The organism is Egibacteraceae bacterium, assembly GCA_040905805.1.
Classification (GTDB): domain Bacteria; phylum Actinomycetota; class Nitriliruptoria; order Euzebyales; family Egibacteraceae; genus DATLGH01.
Map to the genome: position 1 here is coordinate 78,706 of JBBDQS010000048.1, position 23,748 is coordinate 102,453.

Consider the following 23,748-nt stretch of genomic DNA (forward strand, 5'->3'; position numbering starts at 1 on the left):
AGCGACCGCCATGGAGGTGCTGAGACGTGGATCGCCGGAGTGGGATACGGGCGGCCGCTGCTGCAGCGGTCGACGGGGACGCGCGCACCGCCACCGACGAGGCCGTCGACGCCGTCGTCGCCGAGCTCGACGAGCGCCCCGACCTGGCGGTGGTCTTCCTGGGCGGAGCGCACGCCGGTGAGGCCGCGGCGGTGGCCACCCGCATAGCCGAGCGGCTGGCGCCACGCCACCTGATCGGTGTCACCGCCGGCGCGCTGCTGGCGGGCGCCCGGGAGATCGAGGACCCGCTCGGGGTGTCGCTGTGGGCGGCCACCCTGCCCGGCGCCGGCATCACCCCCCTGCGCTACCCGCCGCCCGCCGACCCCGGAGCGGTCGGGCAGGAGTGGCCCGAACCACCGGCGGACACCGACGCGCTGCTGCTCCTCGCAGACCCGTTCTCGTTCCCGGCGGACGTGTTCCTGACGTGGTGGGACCACAGCCATCCGGGTGTGCCCGTGTCCGGGGGGATGGCCAGCGGCGCGAGCAGGGCGGGCGAGGCTCGTCTGCTGCTCGACAGGCAGACGGTCGAGGGCGGCGCCGTCGCGGTCGCCCTCCAGGGCGTGGCGGTGCGCACCCTGGTCAGCCAGGGCTGCCGTCCCATCGGCGAGAGCTACACGGTCACCGCCGCCGACCGCAACCTCATCACCGAGCTGGCGGGTGCGACACCGGTCGAGCGCATCCAGTCGATCTTCGCCGATGCCGACGCCCCCGACCGGCAGCTCATGCGCGCCGGGTTGCACATCGGCATGGTCATCGACGAGTACCGCGAAGCCCACGGCCGAGGGGACTTCCTGGTCCGCGGGGTCATGGGCGCCGAGACGGACACGGGCGCCATCGCCGTCGGGGACATCGTCCGCGCGGGCCAGACCGTCCGGTTCCACGTACGTGACGCCCACAGCGCCGACGAGGACCTGCGGGCCATGCTCGCCGACTTCTCCACGGAGGGCTCGGCGGCCGCGCTGCTGTTCACCTGCAACGGCCGCGGCGAGCGGCTGTTCGGCGTCGCCGACCACGACGCCGGACTGGTGAGCGAGGCGCTCGGGGGCGTGCCGCTGGCCGGGCTGCACTGCGCCGGCGAGCTCGGTCCCGTCGGCGATCGCAGCTTCCTGCACGGGTTCACGGCCAGCCTGCTGGTGCTCGCCGACCCACCGCAGATGTAACGCCGGCGAAACACGCGGGCGACGGGAGGGAAACCCGTGCCCCGCAGTATGGACAGTCGGATATCGTCAAGGGCTCGAAGGGAAGGGCACGCCGATGAAGCTGGTCATCGCAATCGTCAAGCCGTTCAAGGTGGAAGAGGTGAAGGAGGCGCTCCGGGAGATCGGCGTTGCCGGCCTGACCGTCGTGGATGCCCGGGGATTCGGCCGTCAGCGGGGGCACACGGAGGTGTACCGGGGCGCGGAGTACCAAGTCGACTTCGTCCCCAAGAGCCGCGTCGAGGTGATGGTCGAGGACGAGGCGGTGGACGGCGTGATCGACGCCATCACGAAGGCGGCGCGCACCGGCAAGATCGGTGATGGCAAGATCGCGGTCCTGCCCCTCGACGAGGTCGTGCGCATCCGCACCGGCGAGCACGGGCCGGAGGCGATCTGAGCACGGCAGGCCCTCGCAGCGAGCTCGACCCCCGGGCGATCGACCGTCCGCCGGGACCCCAGTGGTGCCGGGCGTGGACGGACGTCGTCGACGAGGCGTTGCGGGGCTGGTCGGCGTCCACCGGCAACCAAGGCGGGATGGCCGTCGTGGCGCTGGGCAGCTACGCCAGGCGACAGCTGTGTCCGGCGTCCGACATCGACCTGCTGCTCCTGCACGACGGGTGGGCGCACCGCGACCTCGAGGAGCTGGTGCGGTCGCTCTGCTACCCCCTGTGGGACGCCGGCCTGTCGGTCGGCCATGCGGTGCGCACTGGCCGCGAGGCCGTCCGGGCGGCGTCCGAGCGGGTCGACACCGCCACGGCCCTGACCGACCGGCGGCTGGTCGCCGGTGACCCCGGTCTGGTCGACGACCTCGCCACCCGACTGCGCCGCTGGCTGCGGTTCCGGTCGGCGAAGGTGCTCGGTGACCTCGCGGACGCCGATCAGCAACGCCACGCCGCGGCCGGGATGCACCCCGGGATGCTGGAGCCCGAGCTGAAGGAGGGCGCCGGCGGCCTGCGCGACCTCCAAAGCCTGCGATGGGCGGCCGCCTGCGTGCTCGGCGACGTGGGGCTCGACCCGCTGGTCGGCGCCCGCTACCTCGGCGCACCGGACCGCCGGGAGCTGGCCGTGGCCGGAAGCACGCTGCTCGCGGCGCGCTGTGCGCTGCACCTGGTCAGCGGGGCCACCAGCGGCCGGGGCGGTGCCGACCTCGACCGGCTCCGCCTGGACCAGCAGGACGAGGTCGCCGCGTTGCTCGGATGGGGCGACGCCGACGAGCTGTCCCACCGCGTCGGCCTGGCCACCCGCACCGTCTCGCACGTCCACGGCCGCACCTGGCCGCTGCTGATCGCCGACGCGCGACGGGGGCGTCGGCGGTGGCGGGGTGCGCCCGGGGAGCACCTGGACGAGGGGGTGGAGCTGGTCGGCGGCCTCGTCGAGGTCGATGGGCGCCGTTCGCTGACCGCCGACCCGGCGCTGGGACTGCGTGCGGTGGCAGCTGCAGCGGGGCGCGGAGTGCACCTCGGACGCGCCACCAGCGAACGACTGCGCCGCCAGGTCGAGGCGCAACCGCGGCTGGGTTGGGACGCCGCCAGCCGTGCCGCGCTGCTCACCGCCCTGCGCGCCGGACCCGACGGCGTCGCCGCACTCGAGGACGCCGACCATCTCGGCCTGCTGACCGCGCACCTGCCCGACTGGGCCCGGGTCCGCGGTCGCTCGCAGCGCAACCCGTTGCACCGCTACGACCTGGACACCCACTGCCTGCAGGCCGTCGCCGAGCTGGTGCTGATCGCCCGTGGATCGATCGAACAGCGCCAGCAGCAGCTGTGGGAGGGACTGGCCGACCCCGACGCGCTGCTCCTCGCCACGTGGCTGCACGACATCGGCAAGGCCTGGCCGGGTGACCACAGCACCGCGGGCGCGCGCGTCGCCCGCGAGTGGGTCCTGCGCATGGGGTTCAGCCAGCTGCGTGCCGACCGGGTGGCGCGCTACGTGCGCATGCACCTGCTGATGCCCGAGGTCGCCACCCGTCGCGACCTCGACGACCAGGACGAGCTGGCCGCCGTGGCCGAGCAGGTCGGCGACATCGAGACGCTCGACGGGCTGTACCTGCTGTCCCTCGCCGACGCCCGGGCCACGGGGCCGGCGGCGAACTCGCCGTGGAAGGACCTGCTGCTCGGCCAGCTGCACACCCGGGTCCGCGGGCTGCTGGTCGCCGACGGTGATCTTCCCGCGACCCTGGGCGGGCCGGACGCGGTGATCGCGGCGGCGCGGGAGCTGCTGGGTGATGACCCGACGCTGGACGCGGTGCTGACCGGCCTGCCGCAGCGCTACCTGCACGCCGCCACGCCCGAGCAGCTCGTCGAGCACGCGCGGCTCCTGCGCGAGCCGCTCGGTGAGCAGGAGCTGCGGGCCGTGCAGCGCCCTGGACCCATCCCCGGCACCGTCACCGTGTCCGTCGCCGCCGACGACCGGCGTGGCCTCGTGGCCGATTGCGCGGGTGTGCTGGCGGGGATGGGGCTGGCAGTGCTCGACGCGCGGGCGTTCACCCGCGCCGACGGCGTCGCGTTCGACTGGTTCGTCGTGCGTGCCGAGGGCTCGGTCGACTGGGACGCCGTCACGGCCGCGCTGGCGGACGCCGCGTCGGGGGCGCTGGACGTGGCCGGCCTCGTGGAGCGGCGGGAAGCCGTGCGACGGCCGCGCGCGCCCGCCGGCGAGGTCATGCCTGTCGAGGTGCGCTTCGTCCGCCGGCCCATGGCCACCCGCATCGAGGTGCACGGTCCCGACACGGCTGGGATGCTCTACCGGCTCGCGCAGGTGCTCGCCGAGGAGAACCTCGATGTCGTCGGCGCCCGCGTGGCCACGGTGGGCGAGGCCGCCCACGACGTCTTCTTCGTCCGCCCGATCGGCGGCCCGATCGACACCGACAGGCTGCGTGAGCGGCTGCGGACAGCGGCGTCACCGGCCCCTGCGGACCAGTCCTTCACCAGGGGCTGAGGCCGATTTGATACCGTCTCGGTGCCATGGTGCTGCCCTCCGTCCCGCCGCCGCCGGACGAACCCGGGTGGAGCCGCCCGTCCGAGCGGGCGCGTCCCGGCTTGCCGACGTGGCTGCTGCCGGCTTTGCTGCTCGTCGTGCTCGTCGCCTTGGCGGTGCTCGGCATGCTCTCCTACACCCAGCGCCAGGAGGTCGAGCGGCTGCGCGCCGATCTGACCGAGGCCGAGGAGCGGATCGCCGAGCTCGAAGCCGGGCGGGCCGCGGGGGGCGGAGGGCTCGGTGAGCTGCTCGACGACCTCTTCGGCGGCGGGGACGGGGACCTTGACGGGCTGCTCGACGGGCTGCTGGACGGCGACCTGGATCTCGAGGGGCTGTTCGGGGGGCTGCTCGGCGGGGCCGGCGGCCTGGAGGACCTGCTGGGCGGCGCCGGCGGCGCGGACCTGACCCGCTGCCTGGCCGGCGGCGGGGCGGATGGCATGCTCGGCGGCGACGACCCGATCGTGGCCGACGACCTCGACGAGCAGGTCGACGCGGCCGTCGAGCGGGTCGAGGCCATGCGCGGCCTGGCGTTCCAGGAGCCCGTCGAGACCGAGCTGGTGCCCACCGCGGAGTTCGTCGCGCGCATCACCGAGCTGGTCAGCGAGGACTACACCGCCACCGACGCCGACCGCGACCGGCGGGTGCTCGCCGCGCTCGGGGCGGTGGAGCGCGACGCGGACATGCGTGCGCTCATCCTCGACCTCGTCGGCGAGCAGGCGGCCGGCTTCTACAGCACCGACACCGGGGAGCTCGTCGTCGGTGCCGACGACCCCGCCGCACCGCTACGCCCTGCCGGTCTGGTGATCCTCGCCCACGAGCTGCAGCACGCCGCCGCCGACCAGAACCTCGGCCTGCCGGTGGACCACCACGACGGCGACGGTGGCGACGAGGCACGTGCCGGCCTGGCCCTGGTGGAGGGCGACGCGACGCTGTTCATGCAGCAGTTCGCCCTCGGCGCCCTGGAGCTGATGGACCAGCTGGCGATGGCCACCGACCCGTCGGTGGCAGCCAGCCAGGAGCAGATCACCGGCTTCCCCGAGTACCTCCAGCGCGAGCTGGTCTTCCCCTACACCGAGGGCATGGCGTTCGTGTGTTCGCTGTACGCCGACGGCGGGTGGCCGGCGGTCGACGCGGCCTACGACGCGCTGCCGACCACGACCGCGCAGATCCTGTGGCCGGAGCGCTACACCGCCGGGGAGCCCGCGGTCACGGTCGCTGGGCTGGGCGCGCCGGGCGGCTCGTGGTCCCAGGCGCGCACCACCACCTTTGGGGCGGCTGAGCTGCTGTGGTTGTTCTCCGCGCCCGGCGACGACGCCGGTGCGGGTCTGGACGCGCCCCGTGAGCGGGCTGCGGCGTGGGCGGGTGGGCAGCTGGAGCTGTGGACCGACGGGGCCGACAGCGCGGTGGGCATCGCCCTGGCGCAGCGTGCCGACGAGCCCGACCTCTGCGCATCGATGGCCGCCTGGCACGCCGCCGCGTTCCCCGACGCGCAGTCGGTCTCCACCACCGGGGACGAGGCGCTGGCCGCCCGCGGGCAGGACCAGCACACCGTCGTCGTGTGCGCCGGCGACCGCGTGCGCGTCGGCGTCGCCCCGGACCTCGCCACCGCCCGCCAGGTGGCGGGCTAGTGGCCGTGCTGGTCTGCAACGGGCGCGTGCTCGGACCGTTGGAGCTGGCCACGTCGATCGACGCCCGCACCCGTGGCCTGCTCGGCCGCGACGGCATCGCGGGCGCGATGCTGCTCAGCCCCGCCACCATGGTCCACACCATCCGGATGCGCTTCGACATCGACGTCGCCTTCTGCGACCGCGACCTGGTCGTGCTGCGCACGGTGACGATGCGCCGCCATCGACTGGCCCGACCTGTGCGACACACGCGTGCGGTGCTGGAGGCCGAGGCGGGCGCCTTCGCCCGGTGGGGGCTGACCCCCGGCGCGCGCCTGCAGGTGCGCGATGGGTGAGTCCCCCGCCCTGCACGAGGCGCTGGGTCCTCTGGCGTTCCTGCTCGGCGCCTGGGAGGGCACCGGGGCGGGGGAGTACCCCACGATCGCGTCCTTCGCCTACCGCGAGCAGGTCGCGTTCACCCACGTCGGCAAGCCGTTTCTCGCCTACACCCAGCGCACCTGGGCCGAGGACGACGGCCGCCCGCTGCACGCCGAGTCCGGCTACCTGCGCCACACCGGCGCCGGCGCGGTCGAGCTCGTGCTCGCCCACCCGACGGGCATCGTCGAGGTCTACGCCGGGCACGTCTCGGCCACGTCCCTGCGTCTGGCGACCATGACCGTGGGCACCACCCCGACCGCCAGGCGGGTCGACGCGCTGGAGCGCGACATCGACGTCGACGGCGACCAGCTGTCCTACGCGGTGCGCATGGCCGCGGTCGGCCGGCCGCTGACCCACCACCTGGCGGCGACCCTGCGGCGCGCGTAGCCCGCGGTCAGAGCACCCCGCCCTCGGTCATGCGCCGGTTGTCCAGGATGCGGTCGACCTCGTCGTCGGCCAGCACGCCGGCGGCCTTCACGACGTCGCGCAGCGGGCGGTCCTCCACCAGGGCCTGCTTCGCGAGCTCCGCGGACCGGTCGTAGCCGATGGCGGGCACCAGCGCGGTGACCGTCGACAGGTTGCGCTCGGCCAGCTCGGTGCAGCGCTCCACGTTCGCGGTGATCCCATCGATGCACCGCTCGGCGAAGCTCACCGAGGACCGTGCCAGCAGGCGGACGGACTCGAGCACGTTGCGCGCCATCATCGGGATGTACACGTTGAGCTCGAACGCCCCGGACATGCCTCCCACCGTGGTGGCGGTGTCGTTGCCGATCACCTGCGCGGCCACCTGCGTGACCGACTCGGGGATCACCGGGTTGACCTTGGCCGGCATGATCGAGCTGCCCGGCTGGATCTCCGGGAGGCGGATCTCCCCAAGCCCTGTGCGCGGTCCGGAGCCCATCCAGCGCAGGTCGTTGGCGACCTTCGTCAGCGACACCGCCACGACCTTGCACGCGCCGCTGACCTCGACCAGGGCGTCGCGGGCCCCCTGGGCCTCGAAGTGGTTCGTGGCCTCGCGCAGCGCCGGGATCCCGGTGGTCCGGCGCAGCTCGGCGATGACCCCCGCGGTCATGCCCGCCGGGGCGTTCAGTCCCGTGCCGACCGCGGTGCCCCCGAGCGGCAGCTCGGCCAGGCGCTCCAGGGTTGCCTCCACCCGCGCCGCGCCCAGCTCCACCTGCCGGGCGTAGCCGGAGAACTCCTGGCCGAGCGTGACGGGTGTGGCGTCCATGAGGTGGGTGCGTCCCGGCTTCACGATCGCCGCGAGCTCCTCGGCCTTGGCGGTCAGGGCCACCCGCAGTCGCGTCAGGGCGGGGAGCAGGCCTGTCGCGACCGCTTCGTAGACCGCCAGGTGCACGGCCGTGGGGAACACGTCGTTCGACGACTGGCCGGCGTTGACGTGGTCGTTGGGATGCACGGGGTCGCGGGAGCCGAGCCGGCCGCCGAGGAGCTCGATCGCCCGGTTGGCGATCACCTCGTTGGCGTTCATGTTCGAGCTGGTGCCCGACCCGGTCTGGAAGACGTCCACGACGAAGTGCCCGTCGAGCTCGCCCGCGGCGACCTCGGCAGCGGCCTGCGAGATGGCCCGGAACTGCGGGTCGTCCAGCAGCCCCTGTCCGTGGTTGACGGTTGCCGCGGCCGCCTTGACCAGTCCGAGCGCCCGCACGAGCTCGGGGGGGATGCCCTGCCCCGAGATCGGGAAGTTGACCACGGCCCGCTGTGTGGAGGCGCCGTAGTAGGCGTCGGCGGGCACCTCCATCGGCCCCATCGAGTCGCGTTCGGTGCGGGTGTCGGCCATCCTGGGCGTCTCCTGGTCGGTCCTGCGGCGGTGGTTCGAGCCTACTCAACACGGACGTCCCGATAGGCTGGCGGGCACATGACGACCCTCCTGCTCATCCGCCACGCCACGACCGCCGCGACCGGCAAGCGCCTCGGGGGCCGTACGCAGGCCAGCCTGGACGACGGTGGTCGCGCCCAGGCCCGAGCCGCCGCGGACCGTCTGGCGGACCTGCCGCTGAAGGCGGTCTACGCCAGCCCTCTGGCCCGCACGCACGAGACCGCGGCCATCGTCGCTGCGCCGCACGAGCTGGCGGTCGAGCACGCGGACGGGCTGCTCGAGGTCGAGTACGGCCGCTGGACGGACCGGCCCCTGAAGCAGGTCGCCCGCACCAAGCTCTGGCCGGTGATCCAGGCACGACCGTCGCTGGTGCGCTTCCCCGAGGGCGAGACGATCCGTGCCGCGCAGCTGCGCGCCGTCGAGGCCATCGAGGAGATCGTGGCGCGCCACGCCAAGGACCTGGTCGCGGCCGTCAGCCACGCCGACGTCATCAAGGCGGTGGTGGCCTTCTACCTCGGACAGCCGCTCGACCTGTTCCAGCGCCTGCAGGTCAGCCCGGCCTCGGTGACCGCCCTGGCCCTGTCCCCGGGCGGGCAGCCCGCGCTGCTGCGCTTCAACGACGACGGGCCGCTCACCCCCGAACGGTTCCGCAGACCGCGCCCCGAGCCGGCCAAGAAAGGCGCCACCCGTGGGTGAGTCCTTCGAGCTCGACAACGTGGACTGGATCACCGCCGGCGCCATCGGTGAGCCGGGTCGGCGCACCTTCTACCTCCAGGCCCGTCAGGGCGGCGAGCTGGTGGTGCTGCTCGTCGAGAAGGCGCAGGTGCGCACCCTCGCGCAGCTCTCGCAGGAGCTGCTGGCCCGCGTGGACGTCACCGTCACCCCCGACGACCTGGACACGACCGGGCAGGCGCTGCTGGATCCGGCCGTGCCGGCGTGGCGGGCGGGCTCGATGAGCCTCGGCATGGACGACGAGGGGGAGCGGTTCCTGCTGGAGGCGGAGGAGCTGCCCGAGGCGGACGAGCCCGACGAGCCGGCCAGCGCCCGGTTCTGGATGAGCCGGGACCAGCTCATCGCCCTGGCGGCCTACGCGGCCTTCGCCGTCGAGGCCGGCGCCCGCGAGTCGTGCCGGCTCTGCTCGCGTCCCATCGACCCCATCCACGGTCACGTGTGCCCCTCCATGAACGGGCACGGACCCCTCACCGTGTGACGTGCAGATCGACGAGGAGGTCGTGGGGCAACTGCGGGAGGCGCCCCTCACCGTGCTCGGCTATGTCGCCGAGGCGAGCAACCACACCATGCTGGTGCGGCTGGACGACGCCGACGACGGGCCCCTGGCGATCTACAAGCCGCGCGCCGGCGAGCGTCCCCTGTGGGACTTCCCGACGGGCACGCTGTGCCAGCGCGAGGTCGCGGCCTACGCGGTGAGCGAGTTCCTCGGGTGGGAGGTCGTGCCGCCCACGGTGCTGCGCGACGGGCCGATGGGGGCCGGCTCCGCGCAGCTCTTCGTCCCCCACGACCCGGCCCGCCACTACTTCGCGCTGGTCGAGGACGCCCGCTTCCACCCGGCGCTCGCCCGCCTGGCGGTCTTCGACCTGCTGGTGAACAACGCGGACCGCAAGGGCAGCCATGTCCTGCGCGGGGAGGACGGCCACCTGTGGGGCATCGACCACGGGCTCACGTTCCACGTCCAGATGAAGCTGCGCACCGTCATCTGGGAGCTCGGCGGGACCGCGCTCGAGGCGGCGTGGCGTGCGGACATCACCCGGCTGCGCACCGCCCTCGACGACCCTGAGCAGGCCCTGCGCCGCCGCCTGGATGCGCTGCTGAGCCCGGGCGAGGTCGCCGCGCTCGGGCTGCGCGCCGCCGCGCTGTCCGAGGCGTCGGCCCTGCCGGTGGTCGACGCCCCCCGTCGTGCCTACCCCTGGCCGCCGCTCTAGATCGCGTAGGGTACGGGCCGCGACGAGGAGGTCACCGTGAGCCGCCGGTTCCGCTACTACACCTTGCCCGCAGGCGTCGCCAGCACCCGGGAGGGCCCCGTGGTGATCCGCGTCGAGGCGGGCCAGGACTACGAGCTGTTCGAGTCGGTCCAGGACGGGCAGTGGGTGCAGGACAACGCCGCATACGAGTACGTGCACGGGTCCCACGATGTCGAGCAGCGCGACGCCGCCGCGGTCCGCGCGCTGCTGGCCGACCTGGTCGGCGCAGATACCGCCGACCGGCTGGTGCCGCGACCCAAGAGCTGACCGGCCCGAGCCCCATGGCCCTCGTCACCCTGGAAGACGTCACGCGCGCCGCTGGACGGCTCGCCGGTGTGGTGCAGCAGACCCCGGTCGAGGAGTCCCGTGCCGTCAGCGGGCTGGCGGGGCACCCCACCGTGCTGAAGTGCGAGCATCTGCAGCGCACGGGCTCGTTCAAGATCCGCGGGGCCTACAACCGCATCGCGGGACTCTCCGATCGGGAGCGGGAGCGGGGCGTGGTGTGCTCCTCGGCCGGCAACCACGCGCAGGGTGTGGCGCTGTCGGCGGCGCTGGTGGGTGTGCCCGCCACGGTGTTCATGCCCGTCGGTGTGCCGCTGCCCAAGCTTGAGGCCACCCGTGGCTACGGCGCGACGGTGGTGCTCGCCGGCGACAGCTACGACGACGCCCACGCCGCCGCGCAGGCGTGGACGAGGGAGCACGAGGCGACGTTCGTGCACCCCTTCGACCATCTCGATGTCATCGCCGGGCAGGGCACGATCGGCCTGGAGCTGCTCGAGCAGGTGCCCGACCTCGGTGCGGTGCTCGTGCCGGTCGGTGGGGGCGGACTGGTCTCGGGCATTGCGGCGGCGATCAAGGCGGTGCGCCCGGAGGTGCGGGTGATCGGGGTGCAGGCGGCCGGAGCGGCAGCCGTGCCGGCCTCCCTCGCGGCCGGGGCGCCCCGCACGCTGCCGGAGACGACCACCTTCGCCGACGGCATCGCGGTCAGGACACCGGGTGCGTTGACGCTCGCGCACATCGCCGCCCACGTCGACGAGGTCGTCACCGTCAGCGACGAGGCGATCGCCCGAGCCGTGCTCGTGCTGGTGGAGCGGGCCAAGCAGGTCGTCGAGCCGGCTGGTGCGGCCGGGCTGGCGGCGTTGCTCGAGGGGGTGACCATGGGCGCGGGAACCGTCGTGCCGGTGCTCGCCGGCGGCAACGTCGACCCGCTCCTGCTGGCGCGCCTCCTGCAGTCCGGGCTCTTCGAGGAGGGCCGCTACTTCGCCTTCCGCACCCGGCTGCGCGACCGGCCAGGCGCACTGTCGCACCTGCTGGCGCTCATCGGCGACGCCGGCGCGAACGTCGTCGCGATCTCCCACCACCGCCTGGGCACGCGCCTGGGAGTTTTGGAGGTCGAGGTGCAGATCGAGGTCGAGGCGCGCGGCCACGACCACATCCGCCAGCTGGAAGGGTCGCTCACCGCCGCCGGCTACCCCGTCAGCTGACTGCGTCGAGGCTCCCGCGCCCGAAGGCGCGCACCCCGCGCACCGCGAAAGGCTCGCGGCGCCCCTGTCAGGCGCTCATGGAGCGAAGTGGTAGCGCCCCAATCAGGCGGTGGCGCGGGCGGCCACCAGATCGGCGATCTCGCCGACCATCCGGCTGACCTCGTAGTCCTTGGGCGTGTAGACAGCAGCGACGCCGTGGCGGCGCATCGCCTCGGCGTCCACGGCCGGGATGATCCCGCCGACCACGACCAGCACGTCGGCACCCTGGGCCCGCAGGCCGTCCACCACCTCGGGGACCAACGCGGCGTGCGAGCCGGACAGGATCGACAGGCCCACGACGTGGACGTCCTCGTCGACGGCTGCGCGCACGATCTGGGCCGGGGTGAGCCGGATGCCCTCGTAGACGACCTCGAAGCCGGCGTCGCGGGCGCGCACCGCCACCTGCTCGGCGCCCGACGAGTGCCCGTCCAGCCCCGGCTTGCCGACCAGCAGCTTGAGCTTGCGCCCGACCGCGGCCTCGGCGGCCTTGACCTTCCGGCGGGCAGCCGCCAGCGCATCGGCGTCCGACGACCCGAGCGCGCCGGCGACCCCGGTCGGGCCGCGGTACTCGCCGAAGACCTCCCGCAAGGCGTCGGTCCACTCACCGGTGGTGACCCCGGCCAGTGCCGCCTCGATCGAGGCGGGCATCACGTTGTCCCCACCCGCCGCCGCGCGTCGGACCGCGTCGAGGCTGCGCTGCGCCGTCGCGTCGTCGCGGCCGGCGCGGAAGGACTGCAGGCGCGCGACCTGCTCGGCCTCGGCGTCGGGGTCCACGGTGAGGAAGCCGGCGTCACGGCCCGTGGTCAGCGGCGAGGGCTCCGTCCCGGTGAAGGCGTTGACCCCCACGACGGTCTGGGCACCCGACTCGATGCGGGCCAACCGCCGGGCGTTGGAGCGCACCAGCTCGGCCTTCATGTAGTCGACGGCCTCGACCGCACCGCCGAGCTCCAGGACCCGCAGGTACTCCGTGTGCGCCCCCTCGGTGATGGCTGCGGTGCGCTCCTCCATGACCCCGCTTCCGGCGAACAGGTCGTCGTGCTCGAGCAGGTCGGTCTCGTAGGCCAGGACCTGCTGCATGCGCAGCGACAGCTGCTGGTCCCACGGGCGGGGCAGGCCGAGGGCCTCGTTCCAGGCGGGCAGCTGCACCGCGCGGGCGCGTGCGTCCCTGGACAGGGTGACGGCCAGCATCTCGATCAGGATGCGCGCGATGTTGTTCTCCGGCTGGGCCTCGGTCAGGCCCAGCGAGTTGACCTGCACGCCGTAGCGAAACCGGCGCAGCGCCGGGTCGGTGACGCCGTAGCGCTCGCGGCACAGCTCGTCCCACAGCTCGACGAAGGCCCGCATCTTGGCGACCTCCTCGACGAAGCGGATGCCGGCGTTGACGAAGAAGCTGATGCGCCCGACGACCGTGGCGAAGTCGCGGTCGGCCACCCGTCCGGAGTCGCGCACCGTGTCGAGCACGGCCGTGGCGGTGGCCAGCGCGTAGGCCACCTCCTGCTCGGGCGTGGCGCCGACCTCCTGCAGGTGGTAGCTGCACACGTTGACCGGGTTCCAACGGGGGATCTCGCGCACGCTGTAGGTGATCGTGTCGGCGATCAGGCGCATGCTCTGCCGTGGGGGGAACACGTAGGTGCCCCGCGACAGGTACTCCTTGATGATGTCGTTCTGGGTCGTGCCGGCCAGGGCCGCCGGATCGGCGCCCTGCTCCCGGGCGACGCCGACGTACAGCGACAGCAGCCACGCCGCCGTGGCGTTGATGGTCATCGACGTGTTCGTCCCCGCCAGCGGGATGCCGTCGAACAACGTGCGCAGGTCGTCGATCGAGCAGACCGGCACGCCGACCTTGCCGACCTCGCCCCGGGCCAGGGGATGGTCGGCGTCGTAGCCGGTCTGGGTCGGCAGGTCGAACGCCACCGACAGGCCGGTCTGACCCTTGGCGAGGTTGGACCGGTACAGGGCGTTGGACGCGGACGCCGACGAGTGCCCCGAGTAGGTCCGCATCAGCCACGGGCGGTCCTTGGGACGGGACAACGGCGAAGCCTCCTCGGTTACGCGAACGGACGGGGTGCCAGTGTGCTGCGGCCGCTCAGGTCCCGGTGCCGACCGCGGTGGCGTGGAAGATGGTGCCCACCTGGCAGACCGACACGCGGTCCTCGACGACCTGGCCCTCGACCCGCAGGGTGTCGCCCTCCCCGGCGACGGTCTCGCCCTCGGGACCGAGCAGGCGCACGGGATCGAAGGCGACCTGGTAGCCGTCGGGGTAGACCACCTCGTAGCGGCCGTCGCCGGCCTCGAGCCACACGCAGCCGCCCTCGAGCTGGGCGTCGCCGCCCAGCGTGCCTTCGAGCACCTCGGTTCCCTCTCGGTCACCGGGTTCTGCGGCTGGCACGTCCTCCTCGGGGTCCTCGGACGGTGTCAGGGCGGGCTCCTGTCCGCACGCCACCAACAGCAGTCCCGCCAGCACCAGCGCCACCACTCGCATCCGCGTCCTCCTCGGCATCCCATGGCGGTCGCTGCGCGACCGCCCCACCCTGCACAGCTGAGGGTCCACCGACCGTACCGCGTCCGAACCCGATGGAGGAGACGCCGGTGGATCGGCGTCGGTTCCATGCGATGCTGGCGGCACCATGGTCGAGCCGCAGCCCTACGTCCACGCCACCACCGCGGCCCAGGTCACCGAGTGGCTCGCGGCCACCGACGGCGCCGCCTTCGTGGCCGTGGACACCGAGACCACGGGCTGGGACCCCTACCTCGACCGGTTGCTCCTCGTGCAGGTCAGCGCGGGGGCGGACCGGCCGGTGCTCGTGCTGGACGCCGCCCGCGTCGACCCGCGCACGCTGCAGCCGCTGCTCGGCGACGAGCGCGTGCTCAAGGTGTTCCACCACGGCTCGTTCGACCTGCGCTTCCTGACCCTCGCCGGGCTGGAGGTCCGCCGGGTGGCCGACACCATGCTCGCCCAGCAGCTCCTCGACGGTGGGGAGAAGACCGACGCCGGGGTCGGGCTGGCGGGCATCGCCGGCTTCCGCCTGGGGATGCGCCTGGACAAGTCCGTGCGTGAGACCTTCTCGCCGGTCAGCACCCTCACCATCGAGCAGCTGCGCTACGCCGCCGACGATGCGGTGGCCACGTGGGGGGTGTTCGAGCAGCAGTGGCGCGAGCTCGTCGGGCACGGCCTCACGCGGGTCGCCCAGCTGGAGTTCGGGGCGCTGCCGGTGCTGGCGGACCTGGCGCTGCGCGGCATCGCCTTCGACGCCCCCCGGTGGCACGCGCTGGTCGGGGCGCTGGAGGCCCAACTGCCGGACATCGAGCGGGCCGTGCAGGAGGCGCTGGTCACCGACGAGAGCCCCCGCGACCTGTTCGGCCCCGAGCCCGTGAACCTGGATTCGCCCGAGCAGGTCCGCGAAGCCCTGGCCCGCACCGGCGTGCGCCTCGACGGCACCCGGGAGATCGTGCTGCGCGACCACGCCCACCACCCGGCCGTGGCCGCCCTGCTGCACTACCGCCAGACCCGCAAGATGACGACCAACTGGGGCGGGGACTGGGCCGAACGTGTGGTCCACCCCGTGACCGGCCGGGTGCACGCCGACTGGCGCCAGATCGTGGCCGGCGGCCGCATCGCGTGCAACGACCCCAACCTCACGCAGGTCCCCCGTGACGCCGCCTATCGGTCCTGCTTCGGGGGGGAGCCCGAGCGCGTGCTGGTCGTGGCCGACTACTCCCAGCAGGAGCTGCGCATCCTGGCGGCGGTCTCGGGCGACGCCGCCCTGACCGAGATCTTCCACCGTGGGGGCGACCTGCACCGCACCACCGCGGCCATGGTCTTCGGCACCGAGGAGCAGTCGGTCACCGACGAGCAGCGGGCCGCCGCCAAGCAGCTGAACTTCGGGCTCATGTACGGCATGGGAGCGCCGGGGTTCGCCCGTGCCACCGGTCTGGACCTCGCGAGCGCCAGGGCGACCATGGAGCGCTACTTCACCGCGTTCCCGAAGGTGGCCGAGTGGCTCGCCGAGGCCGAGGCGGTCGGCAGGCGCACGGGCCGGGCCCGCACCGCGCTGGGCCGGGTGCGGGCGCTGGCCACCGACAACGGACCCAGCCTGGCCACCTTGTCGCGCAATGCGCCGATCCAGGGTGCGGGGGCCGACATGACCAAGCTCGCCCTGGCGGAGGTCGGGCGCCGCCTCTCCGCACGGTTCCCCGGCGAGGCGCCCGTGGGGCAAAGCGGTCTGGTGCTGGTCGTGCACGACGAGCTCGTGGCCGAGGTGCCGCGCGCCGAGGCCGACGATGCCCGCACCCTGGTCACCGACGGGATGCTGGCGGCCGCCAGGGAGGTCCTGGGCGAGGTGCCCGCCGTCGTGGACGCGGTCGTCCGGTCGCGCTGGGGCACCGCGGATGCGTAGGGTCACGGCCCGCGGGCAGGGATGGACGAAGATTTCCCAGTGTGCCCTGGGCACCGAAGTTACCGCGCAGTAACATGCGGGGGCGACGCCGAGAATCCGAGGACGACGCCGGAGTGCGACGAGGGAGGCAACGATGGCCGAGCTGCGCGACGCGGTCTACATCGATGGAGTCCGCCTACCGATCGGTCGGGCCAAGCCCGACGGGTACTACGCCCTGACGCGGGCCGACGACATGGCGGTGCGCACGATCCGTGCACTGCTGGAGCGCAACCAGAGCCTCGACCCGGCGCGCGTGGACGACAACGTGTGGGCCGCGACGTCGCAGACCGGCGACCAGGGGCTCACCCTCGGGCGGTCCACCGCGGTGCTCGCCGGCCTGCCGGAGTCGGTGCCCGGCTACGCGATCGACCGCATGTGCGCCGGCGCGCTGACCGCCATCACCAACGGGGCTAACGCGATCCGCGTCGGCGCGCAGGACGTGGTGATCGCCGGGGGCGTCGAGCACATGGGGCACCACCCGATGGGCGAGAACGTCGACCCCAACCCGCGGTTCCTGTCGGAGAAGCTGGTGGACCCCTCGGCGCTGGTCATGGGCAACACCGCGGAGAACCTCCACGACAAGGTCCCCGACATCACCCGTGAGCAGGCCGACGCCTACGCCCTGCAGTCCCAGGAGCGGGTGGCCAAGGCGTGGGCGGACGGTGCGTTCGACGACCACGTGATCCCCATGACGGTGTGGAGCGAGGACGGGTGGCGGGTCGTCACCCGGGACGAGCACCCCCGGCCCGGCATCACCATGGAGGACCTCAGCCGTCTGCGGACGGTGTTCCGCGAGGGCGGTCGCGTCACCCCCGGCAACGCCGCCGGGTTGAACGACGGCGCCGGCGCAACCCTGCTCACCAGCAGCAGAGCCGCCGAGGAGATGGGCCTGTCCGCCAGGATGCGCCTGGTCGACTACACCTTCGTCGGGGTGGAACCCGAGACGATGGGGTGGGGGCCGGTGCCCGCGACCGAGCAGCTCCTCCAGCGCAACGACCTCACCATCGACGACATCGACGACGTCGAGATGAACGAGGCCTTCGCCGTCCAGTGCGTGGCGTTCCTGAACCACTTCGGCCTGCCCCACGACACGACGAAGGTCAACCCCTACGGTGGAGCGATCGCGTTGGGTCACCCCCTGGCCATGTCGGGTGCGCGGCTCACCCAGCAGCTCGCCCACTTCTTCGCGACCAACGATGACGCGCGCTATGGCATCACGACGCTGTGCATCGGCCTCGGCATGGGCGCCAGCGTCCTCTGGGAACGGATCTAGCAATGGCAACCACACCCGTGACGCAGTTCAAGGTCACCTACTTCGATGCCGCCCGCGCCGGGCGCCTCGCCATCCTCACCATGGACAACGGTGAGGACTACAAGAAGCCGACCACGTTCGGCTCCGAGGCGCTGCGGTCGCTGTCCGACGCGCTCGACGAGCTCGAGGGGCAGTCCGACCTGAAGGGGGTGCTGCTCACCGGCAAGCAGTTCATCTTCGCGGTCGGCGCCGACCTCAAGAGCTTCCACGGTGCCGACGAGGCGTTCGCCCGCGGGGCGGCCGAGGGCGGGCACACGGTGTTCCGCCGGCTGGCCGCCCTGCCGGTCCCGACCCTGGCGGCCATCAACGGGGCCTGCATGGGCGGTGGGTTGGAGATCGCCCTGCACTGCGACTACCGGACCCTGTCCACGGGGGCCGCCGCCATCGCCTTCCCCGAGGTGTTCCTGTCCATCTTCCCGGCGTGGGGCGGCACCCAGCTCGCGCCCCGGCTGATCGGGGCGGACAACGCGCTGCAGGTCATCGTGCACAACGCGCTGAACAACAACACGGTGCTCAAGCCCGCCGCGGCCTTCGAGCTGGGCCTCGCCGACCGGCTGATCGAGGCCGTCGACTTCCTGGACCAATCGGTCGCCCTGCTCGAGCGCCTGGTCACGGGCGAGGAGCGCATCGAGCGCGCCGAGCCGGCCACGGACACCCTCGACGCCGCGCTCGCCGGGGCACGCGAGGCCGCGGACAACCGGGTGCATGGGGCGACCCGCGCTCCCTACCTCGCCATCGACCTGATCGAGCACGCGGCTCGTGGCGGTGACCTCGACGAGGGTTACCGGATGGAGGCCGACGGCCTGGCGGAGCTCCTGCCCTCCCGCCAGGCGCAGGCCGCCGTCTACAGCTTCGAGCTCACCCAGCAGCGGGTGAAGCGCCAGCCGTGGCGGCCCGACGCGGAGGCACGCCGGGTCCGCAAGGTCGGCGTGGTGGGCTCGGGTCTCATGGGGGCGCAGCTCGGGGCGCTGTTCCTGCAGCGCCTCGAGGTCCCGCTCGTCATGAAGGACATCGACCAGGGCGTCCTCGACCAGGCGCGTGGGCACATCGAGGGCGAGCTCGACAAGCGTGTGCAGCGCGGCCGAATGGGGGAGGGCAAGGCGCGTTTCCTGAAGGGAATCGTCACCTACACCCTGGAGAACGAGCCGCTTGCGGGCAGCGACTTCGTCATCGAGGCCGTGCTCGAGCGCATGGATCTCAAGCAGCGGATCTTCGCCGACGTCGAGCGTGTCGTCGACCCGGAGGCGGTCCTTGCCACCAACACCTCGTCGCTGTCGGTGACGGAGATGGCCTCGCAGCTGGAGCATCCCGAACGGGTCGTCGGCTTCCACTTCTTCAACCCCGTCGCGGTCCTGCCGTTCCTGGAGATCGTGCAGGGCGGTGCCACCAACGACACCGCCCTGGCCACCGCCTTCGAGGTCTCCAAGGGACTGCGCAAGTCCGGGGTGCGATGCGCCGACACGCCGGCGTTCATCGTCAACCGCCTGCTGACCCGCTTCAACGCCGCCTGCATCGAAGCGCTGCGCCACGGCAACGACTTCACCGAGATCGACGACGCCATCAAGGAGCTCGGGTTGCCGATGGGCCCGTTCGAGCTGCTCGGCTTCGTGGGCCTGAAGGTCGCGTTCCACACGGCCGAGACGCTGCACGACGCCTACCCGGAGCGCTTCCCGATCGATGCGAGCTTCCGGCGCCTGGCCGAGCTCGACGTCGACGGGATCTACGACTGGAGCAAGGGGCGGGTGCCCCACGACGCGGTGCGCGACGCGGTGGTGGTCGACGCGGACGTCGAGAAGCTCACCGGCGAGGCCATCCGCCAGCGCGCCGTCGAAGCCCTCGCGGACGAGGTCAAGATCATGCTCGACGAGGGTGTGGTTGCCGACGCCCGCGATATCGACACGGGCCTGCTGCTCGGCGCGGGCTGGCCGTTCTTCATGGGCGGGATCTGCCTGTACCTGGACCAGACCGGGTTGTCTGACAAGCTCTTCGGTCAGCGCCTGGTCGGTGAGCGCGACCTGGCCGTCGGCTAGCCCGGCGTCTCGCGCGGCCGTGGGCGCCACGCCCACGGCAGGCGCAGGACGGCCTCCAGCGGGCCGCGGGACAGCACCGCACGCCACGCCGAGCAGAGCACGACCGTCACGGCGGTGAAGGCGCCGACGGTGCGCACGGCGCCCTCGACCGTCTCCCGCACGAGGAGGTCGGGCTCGAACCCCAGGACGAGCAGATGGCCGACGTAGACGGTCAGGGCGAGCTGCCCGGTGGCCGCGAGCGGCCAGGTGCCGCGGGGCAGCCGGGTGGACACGAGCAGGCTCGCGCCCACCACCGCGGTGGCGACGCCCGTGGCACCGAGGAGCCAGAGGGGCATCTGGCTGTGCGCCTCGGCCACCAGCAGCTCGTCCCAGGCGGGCGCGATCGTCGGTGCCCCGTAGCGGGCCGTCAGCACCGTCGAGGTCCCGTAGGCGACGCCGGCGGTCACGGCCCCGCCGACGACCAGGCGCACCCGCACGGCGGTGGACCGCAGGTCCTGGCGGCCGAGCCACAGGCCGAACAGCACCGGGCCGATCCAGGTGAGGACCGGGTACGAACCGGTGAGCAGCAGGTCGCGGATGATCTCGCCCGCGCCGTCGCTCCACGCGGCCGGGACCCGCGAGGCGAACCACTCGGGCTGCGCGCGCCAGAGCCCGATGTAGGTGACGGGACCCCCGACCATCGCCACGGCCGCGACGGCGAGCACCACCCGGTCGCCCAACGGCACGAGCAGGAACGCGACCAGGAAGTAGAGCGCGTAGTACTGCAGGATGACGAGCACGTTGACGTCGAGCTCCTGCAACGCCAGTCCCATCGGCAGCAGGAGCAGGGCCCGGAAGGCCAGCCGCGCTCCCGCGGAGCGCAGGCGTTGCAGCGACCGGTCCCCGGCGAGCAGTGACACGCCGATCCCGGCGAGCACGACGAAGAGGATGGACGCGCGTCCGTGCGTCATCCCGTACAGGCGGCCGAGCAGGTCCTCGTCGGACCTCGTCGGACCGAAGTGCACCATGACCATGCCGATGATCGCCAGGGCGCGGGCGACGTCCAAGCCGAGCATCCGGTGCTTCGGCGCGGCGTCCGGCTCGGTCATGGCGTGGCGGTGACCGCCCGGCGGCTCAGCCGTCCCGGGTCTCTGGCTCGCCATCGCCGTCGCCGCCGGGACGCTTGACGTGCGACAGGGCATCGCTGCGGTCGTCGGGCTTGCCGAGCCGCGACAGCAGCGCGCGCAGGTCCAGGCCCAGCAGGTCCGACCCCACCTGCAGGCCCTGCTCGACGTTGGTCGCCACGTTGCGGGTCAGCTGCGAGGCACCGTCGGTCGAGATCACCGTCATCTTCTCCACCGCCGAGATCGGCTCGCTGGCACTGCGGACGACATCGGGCAGCACGCCGGAGATCAGCTCGATCACCGCGGCGTCGTTGTAGAGCTGGAATGCCTTGGCGTTCTTCTCCCGAGCGTCGGCCTCGGCCTTGCCGCGGGCGAGGATCGCGGCGGCATCGGCGCGACCTTCGAGCTCCACCGCCTCCGCCATGCGGGAGCGGCGGGCCTTCTCCGCGTCGGCGTCGAAGATGGCGGCGTTGCGCCGCCCCTCCGCCTCCTGCTCGACCTGGTAGCGCTGCGCGTCCGCCGGCTTGCGGATCTCGGTGTCCAGCTGGCGGTCCTTCAGGGCGGCCTGGCGCACGGCGACCTGCTCCTGCTCGGCGATGACCTCCTGGTCGCGGGCGGCCGCCTGCAAGGGGCCCGAGGCAGCGGCACGGGCGTTGGCCTCGTCGGTCTCGGCGCGGATCTCGGCCTTCTTGAGCTCCAGGGCGCGCTCGGCGATGGCGATCTGCTCCTCGGCGCGCAGCCGCTCCTGCTCGCTGGCCTGGCCGGCCTTGGCCTCGGCGATCTTGGCGTCCTGCTCGACGCGGGCCGCCTCCGGGCGTCCGAGGTCGGCGAGGTAGGTGCCCTCGGCCTGGATGTCCTGCAATTGGAAGGTGTCGAGCGTCAGGCCCTGGTTGGTCAGCGAGGTCTCGGCCTCCTCGGCGACAGCGGAGGCGAACGCCGCCCGGTCCTTGATGATCGCCTCGACCGCCAGGCGCCCGACGATGGCGCGCAGCGAGCCGGCCAGGACCTCCTGGGTGAACTCCTCGATGCCCTCCTGCTGGGTCAGGAAGCGCTGCGCCGCCGCTCGGATCGCATCCTCGTTCCCCCCGACCTTCACGAGGGCGACCCCCTCCAGGTCGCACTTGATGCCCTGCTCGCTGACCGCCCCGGTGATGCGCACGGAGATGCGCCGGCTGCGCAGGTCCATGACGTGCAGCTTCTGCACGAACGGCAGCACGAAGACGCTCGCGCCCATGATCACCCGCTGCCCGGACATGTCCGTGGAGACCTCGCCGGTCTCGGGGTTCTTGACCGGCCGGCCCTTGCGCCCGGTGATGATGAAGGCCTCGTTGGGCCCACCCACCTGGACGCGGCGGACGATCAGGTAGCCCACCAGCACGAGCAGGATGACCGCGCCGAGGATGCCGGCGACCAGGGGGCTCTCGGCGATGAAGTCGAACATGGGCGTCTCCCCTATGCGTGATCGGCGGGTTGGACCAGGACCGACGAGGACGAGGTCACCTGCGTGACCACCACCCTCGTGCCCGCCGCGACGGGCTCGGCTGCACGGGCCGACAGCTTCTTGATCTGGCCGGCGTACGTGAGCGAGATCTCGCCGAGCCCGTCGTCGGGGATGCGGGTGATGACCACACCGACCGTGCCGACGTAGTCCGCGCTGCGCACGGTCCGGTCGGTGGGCATGTTGATCAACGATCGGGTCATGACCAGCGCGAGCGCGCCGACCGCCACGCCGCTGACCAGGCCACCGAGCGCACCGCCCGCCGCACCCACGGTCGTCCCGGCCATGATCAGCGCCGCTCCGAACCCGAAGGCGGCGAGGAACGACCCGATCACCGGCGTGGAGAAGACGCCGCCCCCCACGTCGGGGTCGAAGGCGTCGAAGACGCCCTCGAGGATGTCGCCGAGGACCAGGCTGGCAACCACGATGGCCAACCCGACCGCGCCGATGACGATGAAACCCGTCATGCCCGCGTTCCTTCCGGTTGCGTCGCGAGTATAGGCTCGGCCCACCGTGCCCGTGCCTTCCGGTGTGTCCGTCACCTCCGAGGTCGGTCCCCTGCGCGAGGTCGTGGTGCACCGGCCAGGCCTCGAGCTGCGTCGCCTGACCCCGGCGAACAAGCAGTCCCTGCTGTTCGACGAGCTCGTCTGGGTCAGCGCAGCCCAGGCCGAGCACGACGGTTTCGCCGACCTGCTGCGGTCCGAGGGCGTCACCGTGCGGCTGTTCGCCGACCTGCTCGAGGAGGTGCTGGGCTCGGAGGACGTCCGCACCGGCCTGATCGCCGGGGTCGCGACGCCCGACACCTGCGGTGTCGAGCTCGTGGGGCGGGTCGGCGAGCACCTCGCGTCGCTGACGCCCGCGGCCCTGGTCACCGCCCTCGTCGGCGGCGTGACGGTCGCCGAGGTGCCCGGCGCACAGGACGGGTTCGTGGGCGGCGTGCTCGGCCCGGGGGCATTCCTCGTGCCGCCGCTGCCCAACACCGTGTTCACCCGCGATCCGTCAGCGTGGATCGGCGCCGGCCTCGTCCTGGGCCCGATGCACCACCGGGCCCGACAGTCGGAGCGGCGCCTGTGGCAGACCGTCTACGCGCACCATCCCCGCTTCTCGCATGCCCGGCGCAGCTGGTTCGGCGGGGAGGCCGTCACGGGGGGCGCGACCATCGAGGGTGGCGACATCCTGGTCCTGTCCGAGGACTGCGTGGCCGTCGGGCTGTCCGAGCGGTCGACCCCGGTGGCTGCGGAGAACCTCGCGGCACGTCTCTTCGAGGCGGGCGCCGCCCGTTGGGTCCTGGCCGTCGACCTGCCCAAGAGCCGGGGGACGATGCACCTCGACACCGTGCTCACCGTCGTCGACACCGACGCGGTGGTCCTGTGGCCTCCGGCCCGGTCCCGTCTGCCGGCGTATCGCATCAGCCCCGGGTCACCGCGCATGCGGGTGGCGCCGGTCACCGACCTGGTCGCCGCCCTGGCCGACGGTCTCGGCGTGGCGCGCCTGCGGGTGGTGACCACCGGCGAGGATGAGGTCGCCGCCGACCGCGAGCAGTGGGACGACGGCAACAACACCCTTGCCCTGCGCCCGGGGGTGGTGGTCGCCTACGAGCGCAACGTCGACACCAACCGGCGCCTGCGTGAGGCCGGCATCGATGTCCGCGAGATCACCAGTCACGAGCTGCCGCGCGGGCGCGGAGGCCCGCGGTGCATGACCTGCCCGCTGTGGCGGGACCCGGTGGTCTAGTGCGCGGCGAACGGTGATTGGTGGTGGCGCGTCGGGGAGGTCTAAGATC

Annotated in this window: 21 protein-coding genes; 15 read left to right on the top strand and 6 right to left on the bottom strand. The window is 72.9% G+C overall.

Features of this window, described 5'->3' with window-relative positions:
* Positions 1–26: 26 nt before the first annotated feature.
* From WD250_05950 to WD250_05975, 6 genes are all read left to right on the top strand, one after another.
* The gene (locus tag WD250_05950) at positions 27–1,199 is read left to right on the top strand and encodes an FIST N-terminal domain-containing protein (GenBank protein ID MEX2619743.1); all 1,173 of its coding nucleotides are present in this window, start codon (positions 27–29) and stop codon (positions 1,197–1,199) included.
* 94 nt (positions 1,200–1,293) lie between these two features.
* Complete coding sequence (locus WD250_05955; protein MEX2619744.1) at positions 1,294–1,632, top strand: P-II family nitrogen regulator; 339 nt, start codon at positions 1,294–1,296, stop codon at positions 1,630–1,632.
* A gap of 38 nt (positions 1,633–1,670) precedes the next feature.
* Positions 1,671–4,169 carry a [protein-PII] uridylyltransferase gene (gene glnD / locus WD250_05960; GenBank protein MEX2619745.1) on the top strand — a complete coding sequence of 833 codons (2,499 nt, stop codon included), beginning with the start codon at positions 1,671–1,673 and terminating at the stop codon, positions 4,167–4,169.
* A gap of 26 nt (positions 4,170–4,195) precedes the next feature.
* On the top strand, positions 4,196–5,836 hold the full coding sequence (locus WD250_05965; protein ID MEX2619746.1) for a hypothetical protein: 1,641 nt from the start codon (positions 4,196–4,198) through the stop codon (positions 5,834–5,836).
* On the top strand, positions 5,836–6,168 hold the full coding sequence (locus WD250_05970) for a DUF192 domain-containing protein (GenBank protein ID MEX2619747.1): 333 nt from the start codon (positions 5,836–5,838) through the stop codon (positions 6,166–6,168). Before WD250_05965 ends, WD250_05970 begins: the two co-directional genes overlap by 1 nt.
* Entirely contained in the window at positions 6,161–6,637 is a 477-nt protein-coding gene (locus WD250_05975) for an FABP family protein (protein ID MEX2619748.1), read from the top strand. The genes WD250_05970 and WD250_05975 overlap by 8 nt, the downstream gene beginning before the upstream one ends.
* Before the next feature lie 7 nt (positions 6,638–6,644).
* On the opposite strand, the gene WD250_05980 is transcribed toward WD250_05975, so the two are convergent.
* Complete coding sequence (locus WD250_05980) at positions 6,645–8,045, bottom strand: class II fumarate hydratase (protein ID MEX2619749.1); 1,401 nt, start codon at positions 8,043–8,045, stop codon at positions 6,645–6,647.
* Positions 8,046–8,123: 78 nt separating this feature from the next.
* Here WD250_05980 and WD250_05985 point away from each other — a divergent pair, with 78 nt between their 5' ends.
* The 5 genes from WD250_05985 to ilvA are packed head-to-tail and all read left to right on the top strand — an operon-like array spanning position 8,124 to position 11,547.
* The gene (locus WD250_05985) at positions 8,124–8,780 is read left to right on the top strand and encodes an MSMEG_4193 family putative phosphomutase (protein ID MEX2619750.1); all 657 of its coding nucleotides are present in this window, start codon (positions 8,124–8,126) and stop codon (positions 8,778–8,780) included.
* Positions 8,773–9,294, top strand: coding sequence for a DUF3090 family protein (locus WD250_05990; protein ID MEX2619751.1), 522 nt, complete (start codon positions 8,773–8,775; stop codon positions 9,292–9,294). Before WD250_05985 ends, WD250_05990 begins: the two co-directional genes overlap by 8 nt.
* A 1-nt stretch (position 9,295) precedes the next feature.
* Positions 9,296–10,024, top strand: a complete 729-nt coding sequence (locus WD250_05995) for an SCO1664 family protein (protein MEX2619752.1) — start codon at positions 9,296–9,298, stop codon at positions 10,022–10,024.
* A 36-nt stretch (positions 10,025–10,060) separates the two neighbouring features.
* Positions 10,061–10,330, top strand: a complete 270-nt coding sequence (locus tag WD250_06000; GenBank protein ID MEX2619753.1) for a hypothetical protein — start codon at positions 10,061–10,063, stop codon at positions 10,328–10,330.
* A gap of 14 nt (positions 10,331–10,344) precedes the next feature.
* Entirely contained in the window at positions 10,345–11,547 is a 1,203-nt protein-coding gene (gene ilvA, locus WD250_06005; protein ID MEX2619754.1) for a threonine ammonia-lyase, read from the top strand.
* 102 nt (positions 11,548–11,649) lie between these two features.
* Here the strand turns inward: ilvA and WD250_06010 are convergent, their stop codons facing one another.
* Both WD250_06010 and WD250_06015 read right to left on the bottom strand, forming a co-directional pair.
* On the bottom strand, positions 11,650–13,617 hold the full coding sequence (locus WD250_06010) for a protein meaA (protein MEX2619755.1): 1,968 nt from the start codon (positions 13,615–13,617) through the stop codon (positions 11,650–11,652).
* 55 nt (positions 13,618–13,672) lie between these two features.
* Positions 13,673–14,068 (bottom strand): hypothetical protein, encoded by a 396-nt coding sequence (locus tag WD250_06015; GenBank protein MEX2619756.1) that lies wholly within the window; start codon positions 14,066–14,068, stop codon positions 13,673–13,675.
* A 145-nt stretch (positions 14,069–14,213) separates the two neighbouring features.
* Between WD250_06015 and WD250_06020 the strand changes: the two genes are divergently transcribed.
* The 3 genes from WD250_06020 (at position 14,214) to WD250_06030 (ending at position 19,364) form a co-directional block, all read left to right on the top strand.
* Positions 14,214–15,983, top strand: a complete 1,770-nt coding sequence (locus tag WD250_06020) for a DNA polymerase (GenBank protein ID MEX2619757.1) — start codon at positions 14,214–14,216, stop codon at positions 15,981–15,983.
* Positions 15,984–16,116: 133 nt separating this feature from the next.
* Positions 16,117–17,295 carry a thiolase family protein gene (locus tag WD250_06025; protein MEX2619758.1) on the top strand — a complete coding sequence of 393 codons (1,179 nt, stop codon included), beginning with the start codon at positions 16,117–16,119 and terminating at the stop codon, positions 17,293–17,295.
* A gap of 2 nt (positions 17,296–17,297) precedes the next feature.
* On the top strand, positions 17,298–19,364 hold the full coding sequence (locus WD250_06030) for a 3-hydroxyacyl-CoA dehydrogenase NAD-binding domain-containing protein (protein MEX2619759.1): 2,067 nt from the start codon (positions 17,298–17,300) through the stop codon (positions 19,362–19,364).
* On the opposite strand, the gene WD250_06035 is transcribed toward WD250_06030, so the two are convergent.
* The 3 genes from WD250_06035 to WD250_06045 are packed head-to-tail and all read right to left on the bottom strand — an operon-like array spanning position 19,361 to position 22,432.
* The gene (locus WD250_06035; protein MEX2619760.1) at positions 19,361–20,452 is read right to left on the bottom strand and encodes a heparan-alpha-glucosaminide N-acetyltransferase domain-containing protein; all 1,092 of its coding nucleotides are present in this window, start codon (positions 20,450–20,452) and stop codon (positions 19,361–19,363) included. The genes WD250_06030 and WD250_06035 overlap by 4 nt on opposite strands.
* 25 nt (positions 20,453–20,477) lie before the next feature.
* Entirely contained in the window at positions 20,478–21,908 is a 1,431-nt protein-coding gene (locus WD250_06040; GenBank protein MEX2619761.1) for an SPFH domain-containing protein, read from the bottom strand.
* 11 nt (positions 21,909–21,919) lie between these two features.
* Positions 21,920–22,432: a hypothetical protein gene (locus WD250_06045; protein MEX2619762.1), complete on the bottom strand. Its 513-nt coding sequence runs from the start codon at positions 22,430–22,432 to the stop codon at positions 21,920–21,922.
* Positions 22,433–22,478: 46 nt separating this feature from the next.
* On the opposite strand from WD250_06045, the gene WD250_06050 reads away from it, so the two are divergent.
* Positions 22,479–23,699 (top strand): arginine deiminase, encoded by a 1,221-nt coding sequence (locus WD250_06050; GenBank protein MEX2619763.1) that lies wholly within the window; start codon positions 22,479–22,481, stop codon positions 23,697–23,699.
* Positions 23,700–23,748: the final 49 nt, after the last annotated feature.